This window comes from Pseudoduganella sp. GW821-FHT12E03, assembly GCF_058807115.1.
This window is the reverse complement of record NZ_JBXAQJ010000005.1, coordinates 132,110-149,980: the sequence shown is the minus strand read 5'-3', so window position 1 is coordinate 149,980 and position 17,871 is coordinate 132,110. Positions and strand designations below refer to the sequence as shown.

Below are 17,871 nucleotides of genomic sequence, written 5' to 3'. Positions count from 1 at the left end.
TGACAAAAGGCCAGGCGTACCTGACCTGTAAAAACAGTAAACGGCTGCTATGATACCTCCTTTACACGTTACCCCTGAAAAAAGCCACCTCATGAGCGATTCCTTCTTCACCCATAGCCAGGACCAGTTGAAACAGCTTGCACGCGATGTATTGCAATATGCGCGCGAGAAGGGCGGCACCGATGCGGCGGTGGAGATCAGCGAAGGCAGCGGTTTGTCCGTGTCGGTCCGCAAGAGCAAGATCGAGACGATCGAGCAAAACAAGGACAAGGGCCTGGGCGTGACGGTGTTTATCGGCCAGAAACGCGGCAATGCCAGCACCTCGGACTTTTCCGCCGCCTCGCTGCGCGCCACCGTGGAAGCGGCCTACAACATTGCCCGCTTCACGGCGGACGATGATTGCGCCGGCCTGGCGGATGACGACATGCTGGAAAAGAACCCGCAGGATTTGCAATTGTTCTACCCATGGAACATCAGCACGGAAGAAGCCGTGGTGCTGGCGCAGCGCGCCGAAGCCGCCGCGTTTGCCGTCGATCCGCGCGTGACAAACAGCGAGGGCGCCGGCGTGCACGTGCAGCAATCGCACTTCGTGGCCGCCAATTCGCGCGGTTTTATCGGTGGCTATCCGTATTCGCGCCATACGATTTCCGTGGCGCCGATTGCCGGCAAGGGCGCGAAAATGCAACGCGATGACTGGTACAGCTCGGTGCGTGATGCGAAAAACCTGTCGCAGCCGGAAGCCATCGGCCGTTATGCGGCGGAACGCGCGCTGGCGCGCCTGAATGCCCGCAAGCTCGATACACGCACCTGCCCGGTGCTGTTCGAAGCGCCGCTGGCCGCCGGCCTGGTGGGTGCGCTGGTGCAGGCCACGTCCGGTGGCGCGCTGTACCGCAAATCCACCTTCCTGCTGGACAGCCTGGGCCAGTCGATTTTCCCGTCGCACATCCAGGTCAGCGAAGATCCGCATGTGATCGGCGCCATTGGTTCGGCTCCGTTCGATGAAGAAGGTGTGCGGACCTCGGCGCGCGACGTGGTCAAGGACGGCGTGCTGCAAGGTTATTTCCTGTCCACCTATTCGGCCCGCAAGCTGGGCATGAAGACCACCGGCAATGCCGGCGGTTCGCACAACCTGTCGATGACGTCGTCCCGCACGAAAAAGAATGACGATTTCGTCGGCATGCTGAAGAAAATGGGCACCGGCTTGCTGGTGACGGAATTGATGGGCCAGGGCACCAATTACGTGACGGGCGATTATTCGCGTGGCGCGTCGGGTTATTGGGTGGAAAACGGCGTGATTCAATACCCGGTGGAAGAAATCACCATTGCCGGCAACATGAAAGACATGTTCCAGGACATCGTGGCCGTCGGCACGGACGTGCTGGTGCGCGGCACCAAGCAGACCGGCTCGATTTTGATCGAAAAAATGGTCATCGCCGGGAATTGATTCGGCTGGACGGCAGATGCTGCACGGCGCAATGATATTTTCATTGCAACCTTAAAGTTGTTTCCATACACTGTCTCGGGCAAAACACCACTGAGGAGACCAAAGTATGGAACGCCGTTCCTTTATAAAAAAGGCCGCAGTAGGCGCCGGCGCCGGCGCAATTGTCACGCCGGCGATGGCGCAGTCGCTTCCCACCATCAACTGGCGCCTGGCGTCCAGTTTCCCGAAAACGCTGGACACCATTTATGGCGCCGCCGACACCTTCGTCAAGCGCGTTTCCCAGCTGACGGGCGGTAAATTCAATATCCGTGTCTTCGCCGGCGGCGAAATCGTGCCGGGCCTGCAAGTGCTGGACGCGGTGCAGGCCGGCACCGTCGAGTGCGGCCACAGCGCGTCGTACTATTACTTCGGTAAAGATCCAACGTTCGCGTTTGACTGCGCCGTGCCGTTCGGCCTGACCTCGCGCCAGCATACCGCGTGGTATGACCAGGGCGGCGGCCGCGAATTGACCCGTGAATTCTTCAAGGGCTATGGCGTCATCAACTTCCTGGGTGGTAACTCGGGCACGCAGATGGGCGGCTGGTTCCGCAAGGAGATCAAGTCGCTGGCCGACTTGAAGGGCACCAAGATGCGCATCGCCGGTTTCGCCGGCAAGGTGCAGGAGCGCCTGGGCATGGTGCCGCAACAGCTGGCCGGCGGCGATATTTACCCTGCGCTGGAAAAAGGCACGATCGATGCGGCGGAATGGGTCGGCCCGTACGACGACGAGAAGTTCGGCTTCTACAAAGTCGCGCCGTATTACTACTACCCGGGCTGGTGGGAAGCCGGCGCCTCGTTCTCGTTCTATGTCGGCTTGAAGGAATGGGAAAAGCTGCCGAAGGAATACCAGGCCGCGATCGAAGTGGCGTCGTATGAAGCGCACGTGGTGATGCAGGCGGAATACGATGTGCGTAATCCGCAAGCGCTGGCCAGCCTGCAAAAGAAAGGCGTCAAGCTGCGCTCGTTCCCGAAAGAGATCCTGGAAGCCAGCTACAAGACAGCGCAGGATGTGATGAATGAGGAAGCGGCGAAGAATGCGAAATTCGCGAAGATTTACGAACCATGGAAGCAGTTCCGCAAGGAACAGAACCTGTGGGCATCGGTGGCGGAATCAACGATGCAAAACTTCCTGATTTCCGTGGCACGCGGCGGTAAGTAACCTGGTAAGTCAATAAAATGGGCCGGAGATCATCCGGCCCATTTTGCTTTAAAACTTCATTTCCATTAAAGCCCGCACGATCGCCACCGTCGGCGTCAGCGTGGTATCCGCATTCAAGCCATTCGGCGTCAGGAATGCGTTTTGCGCCACGTTATCCTGGTGCAGCAGGTTCGACACCGACACCCGCAGCTGCGTCTTCGGCGAGAACTTCATCACGCCATACCAGTCCAGCGTGCGCTTCGGCGCCGACCAGGCAAACTGTTTATCCGAAACCCGCACCGGACCGCCCGACTGGAAGCTGAAGCTCGCGCCCGTGGTCACCGGCAGCGCATCCATCTTGTAATCGAAGCCCACCGTCCCGCTGACCGGCGTCTGGCCATCGATGCGGTTGTTCGGGCCCGGTACCGTGTCCAGTGTCGACCAGTTGCGCGCGATATTGGCGCGCACTTCGATCGCCGGCGCGGTTGGATACAGCGAGCGCAATGGCAGCTTGGCTTCCAGTTCAATCCCATGGGTATTGGCGGTGCCGGCATTGACGGGGCGCGACACCCACAGGCTGTCGATCAAGTCCACGCGGTTGCGGATACTGTTGTCGATGCGGCGCAGGTAGGTGCTGGCCGTCAGCAAGCCGCCGGCCGGCAGATAGTGTTCATAGGCCAGGTCCAGGCCCCAGGCCAGTTCCGGCTTCAATTGCGGATTGCCGGACGAGTCGGGTGAGGTTGACGAATTATTGTTCGATGCAAAGCGGCGCGGGATCAGCTGGTTGACGCCGGGCGCCTTGTAGGTGCGGGTCAGTCCCAGACGCACCTGGTCGTTCTTGGTGTCCGGCAGTTTCCACAGGGTCTGGAGAAGCGGGCTGAAGACACTGGATTTGCTGTCCACGGCGGCATAGCCGGTGCCTTCGCTGGTGGTCTCGATCCCTTCCCAGCGCAGACCCATGTAAATCGACCAGCGGTCCGTCACTTGCCATTCGTCCTGCGCATACAGCGCCAGGCGCTTGATGTCCGCGTTATATACCTGGTCCAGGTTTTGCGCCGGCAGTGGCGCCGGCTGGCCCGGCTTGGGTGGCGGTGGCGGCAGCAGTTCCGTTTCGCGCTGGATGCGGTCTTCATCGCGCGTGCTGAAGCCCAGGTCCCAGCCCATCGCCAGCGCATGATGTTCAATGATCGGTGTCGAGTATTTGCCGGTGGTGGAATAGCCTTTTTCCGTCAAGGTCGATGTCACGAGGCGGTCCATCGCCAGTTTCATGCCTGGCGCGTATTGCAGGCTGGGGGCATCCGTGTCGCGGTTGTTATAGTTGACGCCACCCTTGATTTCCAGCTTGGCGCCGGCCGCCAGCTTGCGGGTCCACGTGAGGTCGCTGCGCGCCATGATGAAGTCGGAGCGGATGCCGACGTCGGTTCCCACGTAGCGCGCCAGGCGCTCGCCTTCTTGCTGGGTGAAGCGCTCCGTCACATTGGCGCGGAACTGGTTGGCATTGATAAAGCTTTGCCACGTGACGATATCGCCAGGCCCCAGGTTGAAATTCACGCGCGGCGACAAGCCCAGGCCTTTGAAGACGCCGCGGTTTTGCTGGTCGGCGCTGCGCAACTGCGTACGCTTGCCGGCCAGGTCGAATTCTTCCTGCACCAGTTCGGACGGGCGGTCGAATTTGCCATAGGTGAAATTGCCGCCGATCGCATACGACATGATGCCGCTCTTGTCCGACAGCTGGAAATTCGTGTTGGTGCCGATCTTGCCGTTGTCGTCCTGCAGGCCGACTTTGACTTCGCGCTGCGCGGTTTGCACGGCGCGCTTGAGCACGATGTTGATGCCGCCGGCAATCGCCTGCGTGCTGAATTCGGCGGTGGCCGCGCGCATCACTTCGATGCGCTCGATCATGTCCGGCGAAATCGAATCGAGCGAAAAGCCCGGTGGCGCCGGTTCGCCGTTCAACAGGATTTGCGTATAGCCGGCGCCCAGGCCGCGCATGCGGATATCGCCGCCGCGTCCCTGCACGCCGCCAATCGTCACGCCGGGCAAGCGTTTCAGTACTTCACCGACGGTGGTGTCGCCATTTTTCAGGATTTCTTCCTGTGTCACGACGATCTTGGTGGCGGTATCGTTGCGGCGCGCATCATAGGCCGTGGCCGCGCCCTTGATTTCCACCTGCTGGACTTTTTCTTCGATTTTCTTAGGCTGGTCATCCGCTGCATGGGCATGCATGGCGCCCAGCAGGGCAGGCGCGGCCGCGAGCAGGCGCAGCAAAGTGGGGGAAGGGCGGGCGGTTCGTTTCATATGGAGTGGGCTGGCGATTTAACACATTTGCGGGCACAAAAAAGCCCCGCCGTGCGGGGCTTGATCGGTGGCGCTGATACGGGAATCAGGCGCGCAGCGATTGTAATACAGGTTGCAGGATATCCGCACCCAGGCGGGCGCTGCGGGCGCCATCCCAGCCGACGGCCGGGTCGGGATCGTTGGCGTTATCTTTGAACGGCATTTCCAGGGTCAGCGACAGGCAACCGAAGGCGTGCGTGATATGCGGCGAACCCATGGTCAGCGTTTCCGGGGTGAATGGCGTCACGCCATAACCATGCACGTCCTGGAAGTCCGGGCTGGCGATCTTGAAATCGTTGATGAAGCGCTGCTGCTCGGCCAACTCCTTGTCGCCAAACGTTTCCAGCGATTCGGAACCGGCCACGAACACGTACGGCAAGCCTTCGTCGCCGTGCACGTCGAGGAACAGGTCGCAGCCGGTCTGCTTCATCTTGTTCAGCACCAGGAACACTTCCGGGCTGCGTTCCATGGTCGGGGTCATCCATTCGCGGTTCAAGTTGGCGCCGGCCGCGTTGGTGCGCAGGTTGCCGCGTACCGAGCCGTCCGGGTTCATGTTCGGCACCACGTAGAACACGGATTCCTTCAGCAACTGGCGGCCGTGAGGGTTGGCGTCGTCCAGCAAGGCATCGAGCATGCCTTCGACGAACCATTCCGCCATGGTTTCACCCGGGTGCTGGCGCGCGATGACCCAGACTTTCTTTTTACCTTCGGCCGGTTCGCCGATCACCAGCAAGTTCATGTCGTGGCCATCCAGGGTCGAACCCAGGTCTTCCATGCGCACGTGCGGCGACAGCTGGGCGCTGTCCAGCAGCGCCAGGTGGCGTTCCCACGAATACGGTTCGAAGTACGCGTAGTACACGCTGTCGAATTCCGGGGTGTGCTCGATGGTCATGACCTGGCCGTCGAACGAGGTCGGGACGCGGAACCAGCTGGTGCGGTCATAGCTGGCCACGGCCTGGTACTCTTTCCAGCCGTCCGGGTAAGCGGCCTGGCCGGCGTTTTTGAAATTCATCGTCAGCGGCGTCGCCTTGGCGCCCTGTACGCGGAAGTAGAACCACTGGATGATGTCGGCGGCGGAATCCTTGCGGATGTTCAGATCGATCGCGGACGGATCATCCGCGCGCAGAACCTCGATGGCGCCAGCATCGAATTGGTGGCTGATTTTGATAGGCATGGAAATCCTGGGTTGAAAATGAAGCGTGGCCGATATGATAACCGCTTTAATCGGCCTCATATAGCACCTGGGATTGCAAGCTTGTCATTTCAGACATAAACTGCTTTCTCATTTCTGATAGGTGGGGCCCGGCCTGACGGCCCGGCCCCCAAGTCATTACCACTCTGGAGACTCGAATGCAGCGTCGTTCCTTCCTGAAACAAGCCACTGCCGGCGCCGCCGCCACCGCCGCCGTTGCCACGCCGGCCCTGGCCCAGGGCCCTGCCATTACGTGGCGCCTGGCGTCGAGCTTCCCGAAAACGCTGGACACGATCTACGGTTCCGCTGAGCGCTTCATCAAACGGGTGGCCGAATTGACGGGCGGCCGCTTCCTGATCCGCCAGTTCGCCGCCGGGGAAGTGGTGCCGGGCTTGCAAGTGATGGACGCGGTGCAGGCGGGCACGGTGGAAATGGGTCACACGCCGGCCTATTACTACTTCGGCAAGGATCCGACCTTTTGTTTCGATTGCGCGGTGCCGTTCGGCCTGACGTCGCGCCAGCAAACGGCGTGGTGCGACCAGGGCGGCGGCCGCGAACTGTTGCGCGAATTCTACAAAGGCTACGGCATCATCAATTTCTTTGGCGGCAATACCGGCACGCAGATGGGGGGCTGGTACCGCAAGGAGATCAAGGGTGTGGCCGACATCAAGGGCTTGAAAATCCGCATCGCCGGTTTCGCGGGCCGCGTGATGGAGCGCATGGGCGCCGTGCCGCAGCAAATTGCCGCCAGCGACGTGTATTCGGCGCTGGAAAAGGGCACGATCGATGCGGCCGAGTGGGTCGGTCCGTACGACGATGAAAAACTGGGCCTGGCCAAGGTCGCGCCGCATTACTATGCGCCGGGCTGGTGGGAAGCGGGGCCGCAACTGTCGTTCTATGTGAATTTGAAAGAGTGGGACAAGCTGCCGAAGGAATACCAGGCGGCGATCGAGGCGGCCAGCTTCGAGTGCCACGTGGGCCTGCAAGCTGAGTACGATGCGCGCAACCCGAAAGCACTGGCCCGCCTGCAAAAGAGCGGCGCGAAAATCCGGACATTCTCGAAAGAGATCATGGATACCGCATACAAGCACTCGGTCGACGTGATGGAAGAGGAAGCCGCGAAGAACGCCAAGTTCAAGAAGATTTACGACCCGTGGAAGAAGTTCCGCCACGAGCAGAATTTGTGGGCGTCGGTGGCGGAATCGACGATGCAGAATTTCCTGATCAGCAGTGGCCGCAAGTAAGCCATGACGGCGCCTTCGCTGACTATTGGGTGCACGTGTGGTGCGGTGGTGGTCGAGTTGCTGGGGGAACCGGCGGCGCGCGCCCATTGCCATTGCCATTGCAATGCGTGCCGCGATTTTTACGGCACCGCGATGCTGTCGGCGACGGCATGGGATGCCGGCATGGTGCGTGTGACGCGTGGCGAAGTGGCCGCGTACGCGCACCCCGAACGGCAACTGTCACGCGCATTTTGCCGCGGCTGCGGTGAAACCGTGTTCGGCACCAACCGGCTCGGCATGCGCGTCGTACCCAACAGCCTGGCCGCGCGCGCGGCAGGCGGGCAATTGCCGCCATCGTTCCAGCCCACCATGCACTTGTTTTACCGGCACCGTGTGATTGATGTGGCCGATGGCTTGGTGAAATATACCGATGGATGGGATGGGGATGTGTATGGCGACGAAACCGTGGCGGTATAGGGGCATCAGGCGGGAAAGTGATGCCTGTCAGGCATGAGTATGGTCAACAAGACGGCTCAGGGCAGGAAGGGAGCGTGTTCACGTTTTTGATAGCAGCTTAACGCTGTCGACAAGCTGGCATTGGATACGGCGGGCGACAGGGATTTCTTGCGCACATGGCAGCGGCGCTGGCTGAAGTCCCGGGTGGTACCCGCGTTCAGGGTTGTGTTTTTTCGACCGTGAATAAATCGTTAGGCGATCTGCGCAAAGCCATGTATATTGCGTGGGCACTTCGGTAAGACGTAATAATTGTTGGCCTCCTTCCTGTCTGGTCCTTGTTCAAGGACAATTCCTGTCTGATCCCTCCGTTACATCCGCTTCTTGATTTGAAGTGTGCCCGGGCTTTATTGCCCTATTAACCTTGAGGAAAACACACATGACTACCCAGACCGGCACCGTTAAATGGTTCAACGATTCCAAGGGCTTCGGCTTCATCACGCCTGACGCGGGTGGCGCCGACCTGTTCGCGCACTTCCAGGACATCCAATCGAATGGCTTCAAGAGCCTGCAGGAAAACCAGCGCGTGAATTTCGTGCGTGGCACCGGCCCGAAGGGCGACAAGGCTACCCAGATCAACCCGATCTAAGCTGCAAGTAGTTGCTGATTGCGGCCGCACCATGCAGATAGCATGGGCGTCCGATAGCCAGTAAATCGAAGCCCGCCTTGCGCGGGCTTTTCTGTTGATGCGCAGCCGACGGCAGCGGCAACCCGGTCAGCGTTCCGCTTTCACGATCTTCCCGCCCGCCATCACGAACGTCACCCGCTTCAACTCCGTCACATCCTTCAACGGATCGCCACCGACCGCAATCAGGTCCGCCGCCTTGCCCGCCTCCAGCGTGCCGGCCACCGACGACACCCCCAGCAAATCCGCCGCATTCACCGTGGCCGCCTTGATCGCCTCCATCGGCGACATCCCATACTGCACCATCAATTCAAATTCATCGGCATTGCGTCCATGCTTGGACACACCCGCATCGGTGCCGAACGCAATCTTGACGCCTTTGGCATGCGCGATTCTCAACGATTTGCCTGTGATGCCGATGCGCCAGTCGATCTTGGCGCGCACGTCCGGCTCATACGCGTTCGGGTTGGCGGCGATGCGCTCCTTGTAGCCATTGATGGTGGACAGCGTCGGCACGTAATATGCGCCGGATTTCAGGAACAGCTTGATGCCTTCCTCGTCGAGCAGGGTGCCGTGCTCGATCGAATCCGCGCCGGCCGCCAGCGCCAGGTTGATACCGCCTTCGCCATGTGCGTGCACCGCCACCTTTTTGCCGTACAGGTGCGCCGTGTCGACCAGCGCCTTGGCTTCATCGTCAAACATCTGTTTCGCCACACCGGCGCCGACGCGGCTGTTGACGCCGCCCGTGGTGGCAATCTTGATCACATCGACGCCACGGCCGATCTGCTTGCGCACGGCGCGGCGGCAGCTTTCAAGGCTGTCGCACAGGTTGTCTTCGGTGATGCCATGCTGGACCCACTCGGCATAACCGAGGCGGCCGTCCATGTGGCCCGAGGTGGTGGAAATCGGCATGCCCGCATCGAGGATGCGCGGGCCCTGCACCCAGCCCTTGTTGATGGCGTCGCGCAGCGCCAGGGTGATGCCGTCCGGGCCATCGCCCAGGTTGCGCACGGTGGTGAAGCCCGCGTTCAGGGTTTTACGGGCATTCTGTTCCGCCTCAAAAGCCCAGGCGGCGGCATTGGTGTTGACGTTGGCCAGCGCGCCTTCGGCGCCGGCGCGGTCCGAGACCAGGTGCACATGGCTGTCGATCAGGCCCGGCAACACAAAGCGGTTGCGCAAGTCGACGATGGCCGCGCCCGGATATTGGTTGGCGCCCACGTGACCGTCCAGCACCGCGCTGACCTTGCCGTTGTCAATCACGACCGTCGATGCGCCACGCGGCGCCTGGCCGGGTTTGTCCAGCAGCTTACCGGCTTGCACCAGGGTGACGGGCGCGGCCAGGGCGGCGGTGGATGCCAGCAGGGCGGCAGACAGCAGGATGGCAAGGCGGGCGAGCTTCATGGAAAATCTTTCAAAGGAGCAAGGAAATGCCGAGAATAGCATGGGGGGAAGGGTGAAAAAATGTCGAAATGTATCGAGCAGTGGGCAACGGTCGGCCCTCGATTTTTATGCTCTTTATGTTGACACCTATACTTACATTAGCTAATTTATGCTTATCGAATAAATTTGCTAAAGAAGGTACACATGGACCCCATCCTGAATCCATATGCCCCTGGGGCAGGTAGTCCTCCACCTGAGCTGGCAGGCCGTGATGCTGTAAGAGAAAAAATGCACTTATGCATCGAACGGCTACGCCGGGGGAAACCGGCGAAGAGCATGATGCTGGTGGGGCTCCGAGGCGTCGGTAAGACTGTGCTGCTCGATCAGATGATGAAGGACGCCGAAGCGTCCGGGGTGGTGACAATCCGCATTGAGGCGCCAGAGGGGAAGTCGCTACCAGCTTCGTTGGCGCCCCAATTGCGTTTGGGATTGCTCAAATTAAGCCGGATGGAGAATGCCAAGGACGTGGCTGTACGTGGGTTGCGAGCATTGGCGGGCTTTGTCGGAAAAATGAAGCTGACATTTAATGACATCGAGGTGGGACTGGATTACGAGCCGGAGCCGGGATTGGCGGACAATGGCGACCTGGAGGGCGACCTCACGATGCTGCTTGAGCAAGTGGGGCGGGCCGCGCAATCAGCTGGCACGCTGGTGGCGATCTTTATCGATGAATTGCAATACGTACCTGAGCAACAACTGGCGGCATTGATTTCAGCGTTGCACCGTTGCGCGCAATTGCAATTGCCGTTAGTGGTGGTCGGCGCCGGTCTGCCGCAATTGCGCGGACGGATGGGCGAGGCGAAATCGTATGCCGAGCGCCTGTTCGACTTCCCTGCCATCGGGCCGCTGGAGGCTGCGGACGCCGCTGATGCAATCGTGAAACCTGCCCAGGATGAAGGCGTCGACATCAATGACGATGCGGTGACGCTCATCGTGAACTACACCCAAGGTTATCCCTACTTCTTGCAGGAATGGGGGAAGCACGCATGGGACGTTGCCGCTGTCAGCCCAATTACGCGGCAGGATGTCGAAACAGCGTCGACGGAAGCCATTGCCGCACTTGACGAAAGTTTTTTCAGGGTGCGCTTTGATCGGCTGACACCAACGGAAAAAAAATATTTGCGCGCGATGGCTGCGCTTGGCAGCGGGCCGCATCGTTCTGGCGACATTGCCGCAGGACTCGGCAGGGAAAGTTCATCCCTCGGCCCGGTACGCAGCAGCTTGATCTCCAAAGGGATGATCTGGAGTCCAACGCATGGCGACACGGCATTCACGGTGCCACTGTTTGATGAGTTCATGCGACGCATTATGCCCGGCGAAGCATGGGTGCAAGCCGAAGCTTGACTGTCACGAAAAATACCAAGGAAAGCCATGGCGCGCCTGGAGCAAGTACATAGTGGCAATCCTGCGCTGCCTGCGGTCGTGTTCGTGCACGGACTGGGTGGCGACCTGTTCGACACTTGGGTGGGGCCAGGCACCTCCCGGGACAATTGCTGGTTGCACTGGGTCGGAAAAGACACGGGCTGCGATACCTGGACCTTGGGGTATGATGCGGCGCTGAGTCGCTGGCAAGACCAGGCCATGCCCTTGCCGGACCAAGGCACGCAGGTAGTCCAGTTGCTGGCTGTTCACGATGGTTTAAAGGATCGGAGCGTCGTACTGGTTGGCCACAGCATGGGCGGGCTGGTGATCAAATCCCTGATTACGCAGACACAGGCCAGTGGCGACGTAAAGGCCCAGGCATTGGTAAACCGAATCCGTGGCGTCGTGTTTGTAGCGACACCGCACCAAGGTTCGCAACTAGCCAGTCTCGCCAATGCTACTGCGGCAGTGATGCGTACCAATGCGCAGGTCGGCAACATGTGCCTCCACGATGCCCACCTGCTTCAACTCAATACTGCGTTTCGCAAGCAGTCGCGAGACCTGCAATTAAAAGTGGCAGCCTTTGCTGAACGGCGTGACGTTGTGTGGCAGCAAAAGAGTTGGCTAGGACTGATTACCCGGCAAGTCGGTGTGCGGGTAGTGGACCCGTCCAGCAGCGATCCGGCGCTGGATGGAGTGACTTGTACTCCGCTGGCGGAAGACCACTTCAGCATCTGCAAGCCTTCAGGCCGCGACGCCCAGGTACATCGCATGCTCGTTGCCTTTATACGCGACGACATCCAGGCGCTGCCGCTGTCCCCAGCCGTGCAGCTGGATGTTCCCGTTGCGCAGTCCATTGCGCCGCCTCCGGCGGTGCGCGCGCCCGCGCAGCAGCCAGTTCGGCGGCCCCCTGGCCAACTGACAGGGGCGCTCGACAACCGTCTACAGCCCGCCGAGGGACGTTTCTATGGACGTGATGACGAGGTGGAGAAGGTATTGTCGTTCTTGAGTGGGCACGATAGCGGCGTGGTCGTGACCGCGCGCGAAGTCTCGGGTGTGGGCGGCATCGGCAAGACCGAAGTCTGTAAAGCAGCACTCAAGCGCTGGCTGGCAACTGATCCCGGCCAGACGGCATGGTTCGTCGCGGTCGCCGACGGCGCCAGCCTCGCGACGCTGGTTGATCGCCTGGCCAGTATGCTGGACCTCCCTGACGTGCAGTCCGGTGAGCAGTTGCTCCATGCGTTGCCGGCAGGTATGTATTACCTTGACAACCTGGAGAGTGTCGCTTCCACTGATGAGGGCGCAGACTTTTTGCGTGCGATGCAACAACTGCCAGGCGTCAGGTTGCTGGTGTCGTCGCGCTATAGCTTGCCTAGGGTGTTTGGTGTCAGCATCGAAATTGGCGTGTTGCCGCGCACGGCGGCGTTGCGGCTATTTCGTGAACTTTGGCTGGGAAGTGATGCCTTGCCGGTGGATGACTTGCTGGCGGAATTTGTTATCGATGATTTGGGCGGGCACGCGCTGAGCGTGACCCTTGCTGCCCGGCTCGGCGACTGCTACGCCTATCACGAATTGGAGCGGCGTTGGCGCGGGTTGGGGGCGGAGATCCTACAGCAGCCCGGCGAGGCCGGTCGTCAAGGCAGCTTGCCCGCCAGCCTGCGCTTGACTGCAGAAGCGTTGAGCCGGACGCCAGGCGCATTGAACCTGTGGATGGCGCTCAGTGTGTTCGCCACTGGTGCAAGTGAAGCTATCCTGAATGAAATCGAGCATCGCGGTGGCTGGGCCGCCGCCCGTCCGGCGCTGGTACGCCATCATGTCATCAATCGTCAGGCCGATGGGCGCTGGAGCATATTGCCGCCCTTGGCCCGTTATGCGCTTGGCGCTTCACTTAATCAGACCGACGGCTTTGATTGGGCCACAGGACGTTCTGTGCTTCATGAGATGTTTTTCGACCAAGCTAGCGCAGCGGCCACGGTGCAGTCCACGGCGGAGGTGCTGGAGGCCCGGGCTTGGCTGCTTGCCCATTTTGAGAGCCTGGCCAGACTGATGCACCACGAAATGCAAGCTAGAACACCAGATGGCACTTGGTTGAACGATCTGCATCATCGCTTAATCAACCTGTATTCGTTCAAGGTCATCCTGGCCGTGGATGTGCTGCGGCGGTTGAGTGTATTACTTGCACAGACAGGTTCAGTCCACAAAAAACTGGGTGATCTGGAAAGTCGGCTGGGTCGATTGGATCAGGCCAGAGTGTTATACGACCGGGCGCTTGCGCAGTTCGAGGGGGAGCGAGACGGACTGGGGGTGGCGAACACACTTCAGTCGCTGGGTGATCTGGAGGGGCGGCTGGGCCGGTTAGAAGTGGCTAGGGCGTTGTACGACCGAGCACTGGCGCTGTTCGAGCAGGAGCAACGCGGACTGGGGCAGGCAAACACGCTAAGGTCGCTGGGCGATCTGGAACGTCGGTTGGGCCGGTTGGACGTGGCCAGAGCGCAGTATGACCGGGCACTTGCTCTGTCCGAACGATTGCAAGACGGACTGGGGCAGGCGAACACGCTCAGGTCGCTGGGCCATCTAGAATACCAATTGGACCGGTTGGGTGTGGCCAGAGCGCTGTACGACCGGGCGCTGGCGCAGTACGAGCGGGAGCAAAGCGCACTGGGGCAGGCGAACACGCTGCAGTCGCTGGGCGATCTGGAACATCGGCAGGGGCGTTTAGAAGTGGCCAGAACGCTGTACGATCGGGCATTGGCGCTGTTCGAGCGGGAGCAAAACGGATTGGGGCAGGCGAACACGCTAAAGTCGCTGGGCGACCTGGAATGTCGCCTGAACCGATTGGATGTGGCCAGAGCGCTATATGATCGGGCACTGGCGCAGCACGAGCGGGAGCAAAGCGGACTGGGGCAAGCGAACACGCTAAAGTCGCTGGGAAATCTGCTCAGGTCGAACGGTGATCCAGCCGGAGCGGTAAACATACATCTAAAAGCATTGGACTTGTATTTACAAATCACGGATCCTATGGGGCAAGCCTATACACATGCCGAATTGGCTCGTTGCTTCCACGCATTGGGGCAACAAGCGGAGCGCGACCAATCCCTGCGAAAGGCTTTGGAGATTGCCCCTGACGCCGGCGTTGAATTAGTGATGCAGTATGTGCGTGACTGCGCTCAGGAGTTGGGTGTCGATGTCGGCTGAGTTAGTTTGCCTTCAGCGTGGCCATGCTCGACGGCATGGCTATCCCAACACGGATGCTGGGATCCATAAGTACGCACTTACTTGAGTCTGCTTGGCAAGTGATGCCGCCAGGGTGACCATTTACTGATCGATTACTTCAAGCCGCCAAAGCGCAGGTACAAGCTGTCATCGGCCTGCGGCGCCTCCGGATCCTCGCGCCGCAACACAGCCGTGATGTGCTCTTCGGCCGCTTGATAGACGTGCAGGTACAGCGCCCGCGCCAGGTCATATGCTTTCGCGCCGGGCCATGGTTCCGGCAGCAATTCCACCGGCAATTGCGGATCGTGCAGCTGGACGCGGCGGTAGGCGTGCATCAGCAGGGTGCGGATCACGAACGCGTGTTCCGGCACCGGCGCCGGGCCGGCTTTCAGCAGCGCCAGCAACGGCTCGAACAGCGCCGTGAACTGTTCGTAGCCTTCGACCACGCCCGACAAATCCCAGCCATCGGCCACCATGTCGCGTAGCGGCCTGGAAAAGCGCACGCCCGGCAAGTCGGCCGTCTGGCACACGAACAGCTTGTGTTGCGTGCCGGTGCGGACCAGCAATTCATCGAGGATTTCACGGTCGCCGGCCGGGTGCGCGGCCAGTCCCGGCGCCAGGATGCTGTAACCCTGCCATAGCAATTCCTTGCGCAGGTTGCTGCGCTCGGACGCGGTCAGGCCGACGCTGGGGTGCATCACCAGGGTCCACTGGCCATCCCAGTCCGCGTGCAGCGGCGCATAAATGCGGCGGTAGGCGCGGGTGAAGCGGGCGATGGTATCCGAGGGCACGGCATACGAAGAACGGCGGCCATCGCGCTGCGACGCCAGCCAGCCTTCCTGCGCCAGCCGGAACACCGACGTGCGCACCAGCCGGTCATTGACGCCGAACGGCGCCAGCAATTCGATCAGGCTACCCAGCCAGACTGTCCCGCCATGCGGCACGATACTGTCGCCGAAGATCGTCATCACCAGCGACTTTGAGCGGGGCGGGTCGGTGGCCAGGAAGTGCGCAATCCATTCGTTGCTGTTCAGGATATTCATCTTGCAGTGCAATATTATTAGGTCTCGTCAGGCAGGAGTTTACTTTGCTCTGGCTTCGGCGCAGCATTATTTTTCTTATAGTCGCCCAAACCAGCCATTTTGCGCTCTAACTGGATACATAAAAATGATTTGAGTCATAAAAACTGTAGCCAACTGAAATTTTGTATCGTAATATGCGGTCATACCTTGATGAAGGAGACATGAGTCATGTACGCACAGATGGTGGAAACCGGCCTGAAGAAGGTCCAGACCAGCGACGACATGAGCGCGGAAGAGCGCGAGTTCCAGGCTCGCATCGATGCCGGCGTGAAAATCGAAGCCAAAGACTGGATGCCGGACGCTTACCGCAAGACCCTGATCCGGCAGATTTCGCAGCACGCGCACTCGGAAATCGTCGGCCAGTTGCCTGAAGGTAACTGGGTGACCCGCGCCCCGACCCTGAAACGCAAATCGATCTTGCTGGCCAAGATCCAGGATGAAGCCGGCCATGGCTTGTACCTGTACAGCGCCGCGGAAACCCTGGGCGTCTCGCGCGATGAATTGCTGGCGGCCCTGCACAGCGGCAAAGCCAAATATTCCAGCATCTTCAATTACCCGACCCTGTCCTGGGCCGACATGGGCGCCATCGGCTGGCTGGTCGACGGTTCCGCCATCATCAACCAGATCCCGCTGTGCCGCTGCTCGTATGGTCCGTATTCGCGCGCCATGATCCGCGTCTGCAAGGAAGAATCGTTCCACGCGCGCCAGGGCTACGACATCATGATGTCGCTGGCCAAGGGCACGCCGGAGCAGAAGGCCATGGCGCAGGATGCGCTGAACCGCTGGTGGTGGCCTTCCCTGATGATGTTTGGCCCGTCCGACGCGGCCTCCGTCAACAGCGCGCAATCGGCGCAATGGCGCATCAAGCTGTTCTCCAACGATGAACTGCGTCAGCGCATGGTCGACCAGACCGTGCCGCAAATCGAATACCTGGGCCTGACCGTGCCCGACCCGGACCTCAAATGGAACGAGGCGCGCGGCAGCTACGACTTCGGTGAAATCGACTGGGAAGAGTTCCACCAGGTCTTGAAGGGCAATGGCCCGTGCAACCGCGAACGCCTGCGCACCCGCGTCAAAGCCTGGGACGATGGCGAGTGGTTCCGCGACGCGCTGGTGGCGTACGCCGACAAACAACAATCTACACCGGCTGCTGCCTGATACCGAAGGTGTCAGGTGGTACTGATCAAAGGCTGCGGCTTAAGGAGATAAAGTTATGAGCAAAGAATGGCCATTGTGGGAAGTATTCATTCGCAGCCAGCACGGCCTGGCGCACAAGCATGTGGGCAGCCTGCACGCACCGGACGCCGGCATGGCGGTCAACAATGCGCGCGACGTGTATACGCGCCGCAATGAAGGCGTCAGCATCTGGGTGGTGCGCGCCACCGATATCGTTGCATCAAGCCCCGGCGACAAGGATGCGCTGTTCGAACCATCGAACAGCAAGGTATACCGCCACCCGACCTTCTTCCCGATGCCGGAAGAAGTCAAGAACCTGTGAGCGCAGCCATGGACGTCAAGGTTAACTATCTTTTGCGCCAGGGCGACAATGCCCTGATCCTGTCGCAGCGCTTGTCGGAACTGTGCGGCAAGGGCCCGGCGCTGGAAGAAGACATGGCGCTGACCAACGTGGCGCTGGACTTGCTGGGCCAGACCCGCATGTGGTTCACCTATGCCGGCGAGCTGGAAGGTCTGGGCCGCGATGAAGACCGCATCGCCTATCACCGCGACGCGCACGAGTTCAAGAATTGCCTGCTGGTGGAGCAAAACAACGGCAACTATGCCGACACGCTGGTGCGCCAGTTCTTCTTCGATACCTGGCATTATTTCCTGATTGGCGCGCTGACCAAATGCAGCGACACCCGGATGGCGGAAATCGCTGAAAAATCGCTGAAGGAAGTCACCTATCACCTGCGCCGCAGCGGCGACCTGGTGGTGCGCCTGGGCGATGGCACGGAAGTGAGCCACGCGAAAACCCAGACCGCCGTCAATGAACTGTGGATGTACACGGGCGAATTCTTCAACTACGACGACGTGGACCAGGCCATGGTGGCGGCCGGGATCGCCCCGCCGGCGGAGGCATTGCGCGCCCAGTGGCTGGCCCACGTGTCGGACATCCTGGCCGAAGCCACCTTGGTGATGCCGGCGCCTGACGCATGGATGCAAAAAGGCGGCAAGCAAGGCCGCCATACCGAGCACCTGGGCTACCTGCTGGCCGAGATGCAATACCTGCAGCGCGCCTATCCCGGTTCGCAGTGGTAATGGA

General features: G+C 60.4%; 14 protein-coding genes. 10 read left to right on the top strand and 4 right to left on the bottom strand.

Annotated elements, in window-relative coordinates; translation table 11 throughout:
* The first annotated feature begins 91 nt into the window (after nucleotides 1-91).
* Both pmbA and AC1RRC_RS14190 read left to right on the top strand, forming a co-directional pair.
* Nucleotides 92-1,444: a metalloprotease PmbA gene (pmbA, locus tag AC1RRC_RS14195; protein ID WP_493056132.1), complete on the top strand. Its 1,353-nt coding sequence runs from the start codon at nucleotides 92-94 to the stop codon at nucleotides 1,442-1,444.
* A 106-nt stretch (nucleotides 1,445-1,550) separates the two neighbouring features.
* On the top strand, nucleotides 1,551-2,642 hold the full coding sequence (locus AC1RRC_RS14190; RefSeq protein WP_493056131.1) for a TRAP transporter substrate-binding protein: 1,092 nt from the start codon (nucleotides 1,551-1,553) through the stop codon (nucleotides 2,640-2,642).
* Between the two features lie 48 nt (nucleotides 2,643-2,690).
* Here AC1RRC_RS14190 and AC1RRC_RS14185 read toward each other — a convergent pair whose 3' ends face one another.
* Entirely contained in the window at nucleotides 2,691-4,919 is a 2,229-nt protein-coding gene (locus tag AC1RRC_RS14185; RefSeq protein WP_493056130.1) for a TonB-dependent receptor plug domain-containing protein, read from the bottom strand.
* Nucleotides 4,920-5,004: 85 nt separating this feature from the next.
* On the bottom strand, nucleotides 5,005-6,132 hold the full coding sequence (locus AC1RRC_RS14180; protein WP_493056129.1) for a M14 family metallopeptidase: 1,128 nt from the start codon (nucleotides 6,130-6,132) through the stop codon (nucleotides 5,005-5,007).
* A 176-nt stretch (nucleotides 6,133-6,308) separates the two neighbouring features.
* On the opposite strand from AC1RRC_RS14180, the gene AC1RRC_RS14175 reads away from it, so the two are divergent.
* From AC1RRC_RS14175 to AC1RRC_RS14165, 3 genes are all read left to right on the top strand, one after another.
* On the top strand, nucleotides 6,309-7,394 hold the full coding sequence (locus AC1RRC_RS14175) for a TRAP transporter substrate-binding protein (RefSeq protein WP_493056128.1): 1,086 nt from the start codon (nucleotides 6,309-6,311) through the stop codon (nucleotides 7,392-7,394).
* Nucleotides 7,395-7,397: 3 nt separating this feature from the next.
* Nucleotides 7,398-7,850, top strand: a complete 453-nt coding sequence (locus AC1RRC_RS14170) for a GFA family protein (RefSeq protein ID WP_493056127.1) — start codon at nucleotides 7,398-7,400, stop codon at nucleotides 7,848-7,850.
* Nucleotides 7,851-8,265: 415 nt separating this feature from the next.
* Nucleotides 8,266-8,475, top strand: coding sequence for a cold-shock protein (locus AC1RRC_RS14165; RefSeq protein WP_154375798.1), 210 nt, complete (start codon nucleotides 8,266-8,268; stop codon nucleotides 8,473-8,475).
* Nucleotides 8,476-8,601: 126 nt separating this feature from the next.
* Here AC1RRC_RS14165 and AC1RRC_RS14160 read toward each other — a convergent pair whose 3' ends face one another.
* Nucleotides 8,602-9,912, bottom strand: a complete 1,311-nt coding sequence (locus tag AC1RRC_RS14160) for a metal-dependent hydrolase family protein (protein WP_493056126.1) — start codon at nucleotides 9,910-9,912, stop codon at nucleotides 8,602-8,604.
* A 183-nt stretch (nucleotides 9,913-10,095) separates the two neighbouring features.
* Between AC1RRC_RS14160 and AC1RRC_RS14155 the strand changes: the two genes are divergently transcribed.
* Together AC1RRC_RS14155 and AC1RRC_RS14150 are read left to right on the top strand one after the other, a co-directional pair.
* Entirely contained in the window at nucleotides 10,096-11,295 is a 1,200-nt protein-coding gene (locus AC1RRC_RS14155; RefSeq protein WP_493056125.1) for an ATP-binding protein, read from the top strand.
* Between the two features lie 27 nt (nucleotides 11,296-11,322).
* A complete protein-coding gene (locus tag AC1RRC_RS14150; protein ID WP_493056124.1) occupies nucleotides 11,323-14,508 on the top strand; it encodes a tetratricopeptide repeat protein in 3,186 nt (1,061 codons plus the stop codon).
* A 131-nt stretch (nucleotides 14,509-14,639) separates the two neighbouring features.
* Here AC1RRC_RS14150 and paaX read toward each other — a convergent pair whose 3' ends face one another.
* Nucleotides 14,640-15,569 carry a phenylacetic acid degradation operon negative regulatory protein PaaX gene (paaX, locus tag AC1RRC_RS14145; protein ID WP_493056123.1) on the bottom strand — a complete coding sequence of 310 codons (930 nt, stop codon included), beginning with the start codon at nucleotides 15,567-15,569 and terminating at the stop codon, nucleotides 14,640-14,642.
* A gap of 207 nt (nucleotides 15,570-15,776) precedes the next feature.
* On the opposite strand from paaX, the gene paaA reads away from it, so the two are divergent.
* From paaA to paaC, 3 genes are read left to right on the top strand one after another with little or no spacing between them, the layout of a single operon-like run.
* Nucleotides 15,777-16,766, top strand: a complete 990-nt coding sequence (paaA, locus tag AC1RRC_RS14140; RefSeq protein WP_493056122.1) for a 1,2-phenylacetyl-CoA epoxidase subunit PaaA — start codon at nucleotides 15,777-15,779, stop codon at nucleotides 16,764-16,766.
* Between the two features lie 55 nt (nucleotides 16,767-16,821).
* On the top strand, nucleotides 16,822-17,106 hold the full coding sequence (gene paaB, locus AC1RRC_RS14135; RefSeq protein WP_493056121.1) for a 1,2-phenylacetyl-CoA epoxidase subunit PaaB: 285 nt from the start codon (nucleotides 16,822-16,824) through the stop codon (nucleotides 17,104-17,106).
* An 8-nt stretch (nucleotides 17,107-17,114) separates the two neighbouring features.
* The gene (gene paaC / locus AC1RRC_RS14130) at nucleotides 17,115-17,867 is read left to right on the top strand and encodes a 1,2-phenylacetyl-CoA epoxidase subunit PaaC (protein ID WP_493056120.1); all 753 of its coding nucleotides are present in this window, start codon (nucleotides 17,115-17,117) and stop codon (nucleotides 17,865-17,867) included.
* Nucleotides 17,868-17,871 lie beyond the last annotated feature (4 nt).

What these genes read in the sequence shown, in the direction of transcription:
- pmbA (WP_493056132.1), top strand. Translation starts at nt 92, where the DNA reads ATGAGCGATTCCTTCTTCACCCATAGCCAGGACCAGTTGAAACAGCTT.
- AC1RRC_RS14190 (WP_493056131.1), top strand. Translation starts at nt 1,551, where the DNA reads ATGGAACGCCGTTCCTTTATAAAAAAGGCCGCAGTAGGCGCCGGCGCC.
- AC1RRC_RS14185 (WP_493056130.1), bottom strand. Translation starts at nt 4,919, where the DNA reads ATGAAACGAACCGCCCGCCCTTCCCCCACTTTGCTGCGCCTGCTCGCG.
- AC1RRC_RS14180 (WP_493056129.1), bottom strand. Translation starts at nt 6,132, where the DNA reads ATGCCTATCAAAATCAGCCACCAATTCGATGCTGGCGCCATCGAGGTT.
- AC1RRC_RS14175 (WP_493056128.1), top strand. Translation starts at nt 6,309, where the DNA reads ATGCAGCGTCGTTCCTTCCTGAAACAAGCCACTGCCGGCGCCGCCGCC.
- AC1RRC_RS14170 (WP_493056127.1), top strand. Translation starts at nt 7,398, where the DNA reads ATGACGGCGCCTTCGCTGACTATTGGGTGCACGTGTGGTGCGGTGGTG.
- AC1RRC_RS14165 (WP_154375798.1), top strand. Translation starts at nt 8,266, where the DNA reads ATGACTACCCAGACCGGCACCGTTAAATGGTTCAACGATTCCAAGGGC.
- AC1RRC_RS14160 (WP_493056126.1), bottom strand. Translation starts at nt 9,912, where the DNA reads ATGAAGCTCGCCCGCCTTGCCATCCTGCTGTCTGCCGCCCTGCTGGCA.
- AC1RRC_RS14155 (WP_493056125.1), top strand. Translation starts at nt 10,096, where the DNA reads ATGGACCCCATCCTGAATCCATATGCCCCTGGGGCAGGTAGTCCTCCA.
- AC1RRC_RS14150 (WP_493056124.1), top strand. Translation starts at nt 11,323, where the DNA reads ATGGCGCGCCTGGAGCAAGTACATAGTGGCAATCCTGCGCTGCCTGCG.
- paaX (WP_493056123.1), bottom strand. Translation starts at nt 15,569, where the DNA reads ATGAATATCCTGAACAGCAACGAATGGATTGCGCACTTCCTGGCCACC.
- paaA (WP_493056122.1), top strand. Translation starts at nt 15,777, where the DNA reads ATGTACGCACAGATGGTGGAAACCGGCCTGAAGAAGGTCCAGACCAGC.
- paaB (WP_493056121.1), top strand. Translation starts at nt 16,822, where the DNA reads ATGAGCAAAGAATGGCCATTGTGGGAAGTATTCATTCGCAGCCAGCAC.
- paaC (WP_493056120.1), top strand. Translation starts at nt 17,115, where the DNA reads ATGGACGTCAAGGTTAACTATCTTTTGCGCCAGGGCGACAATGCCCTG.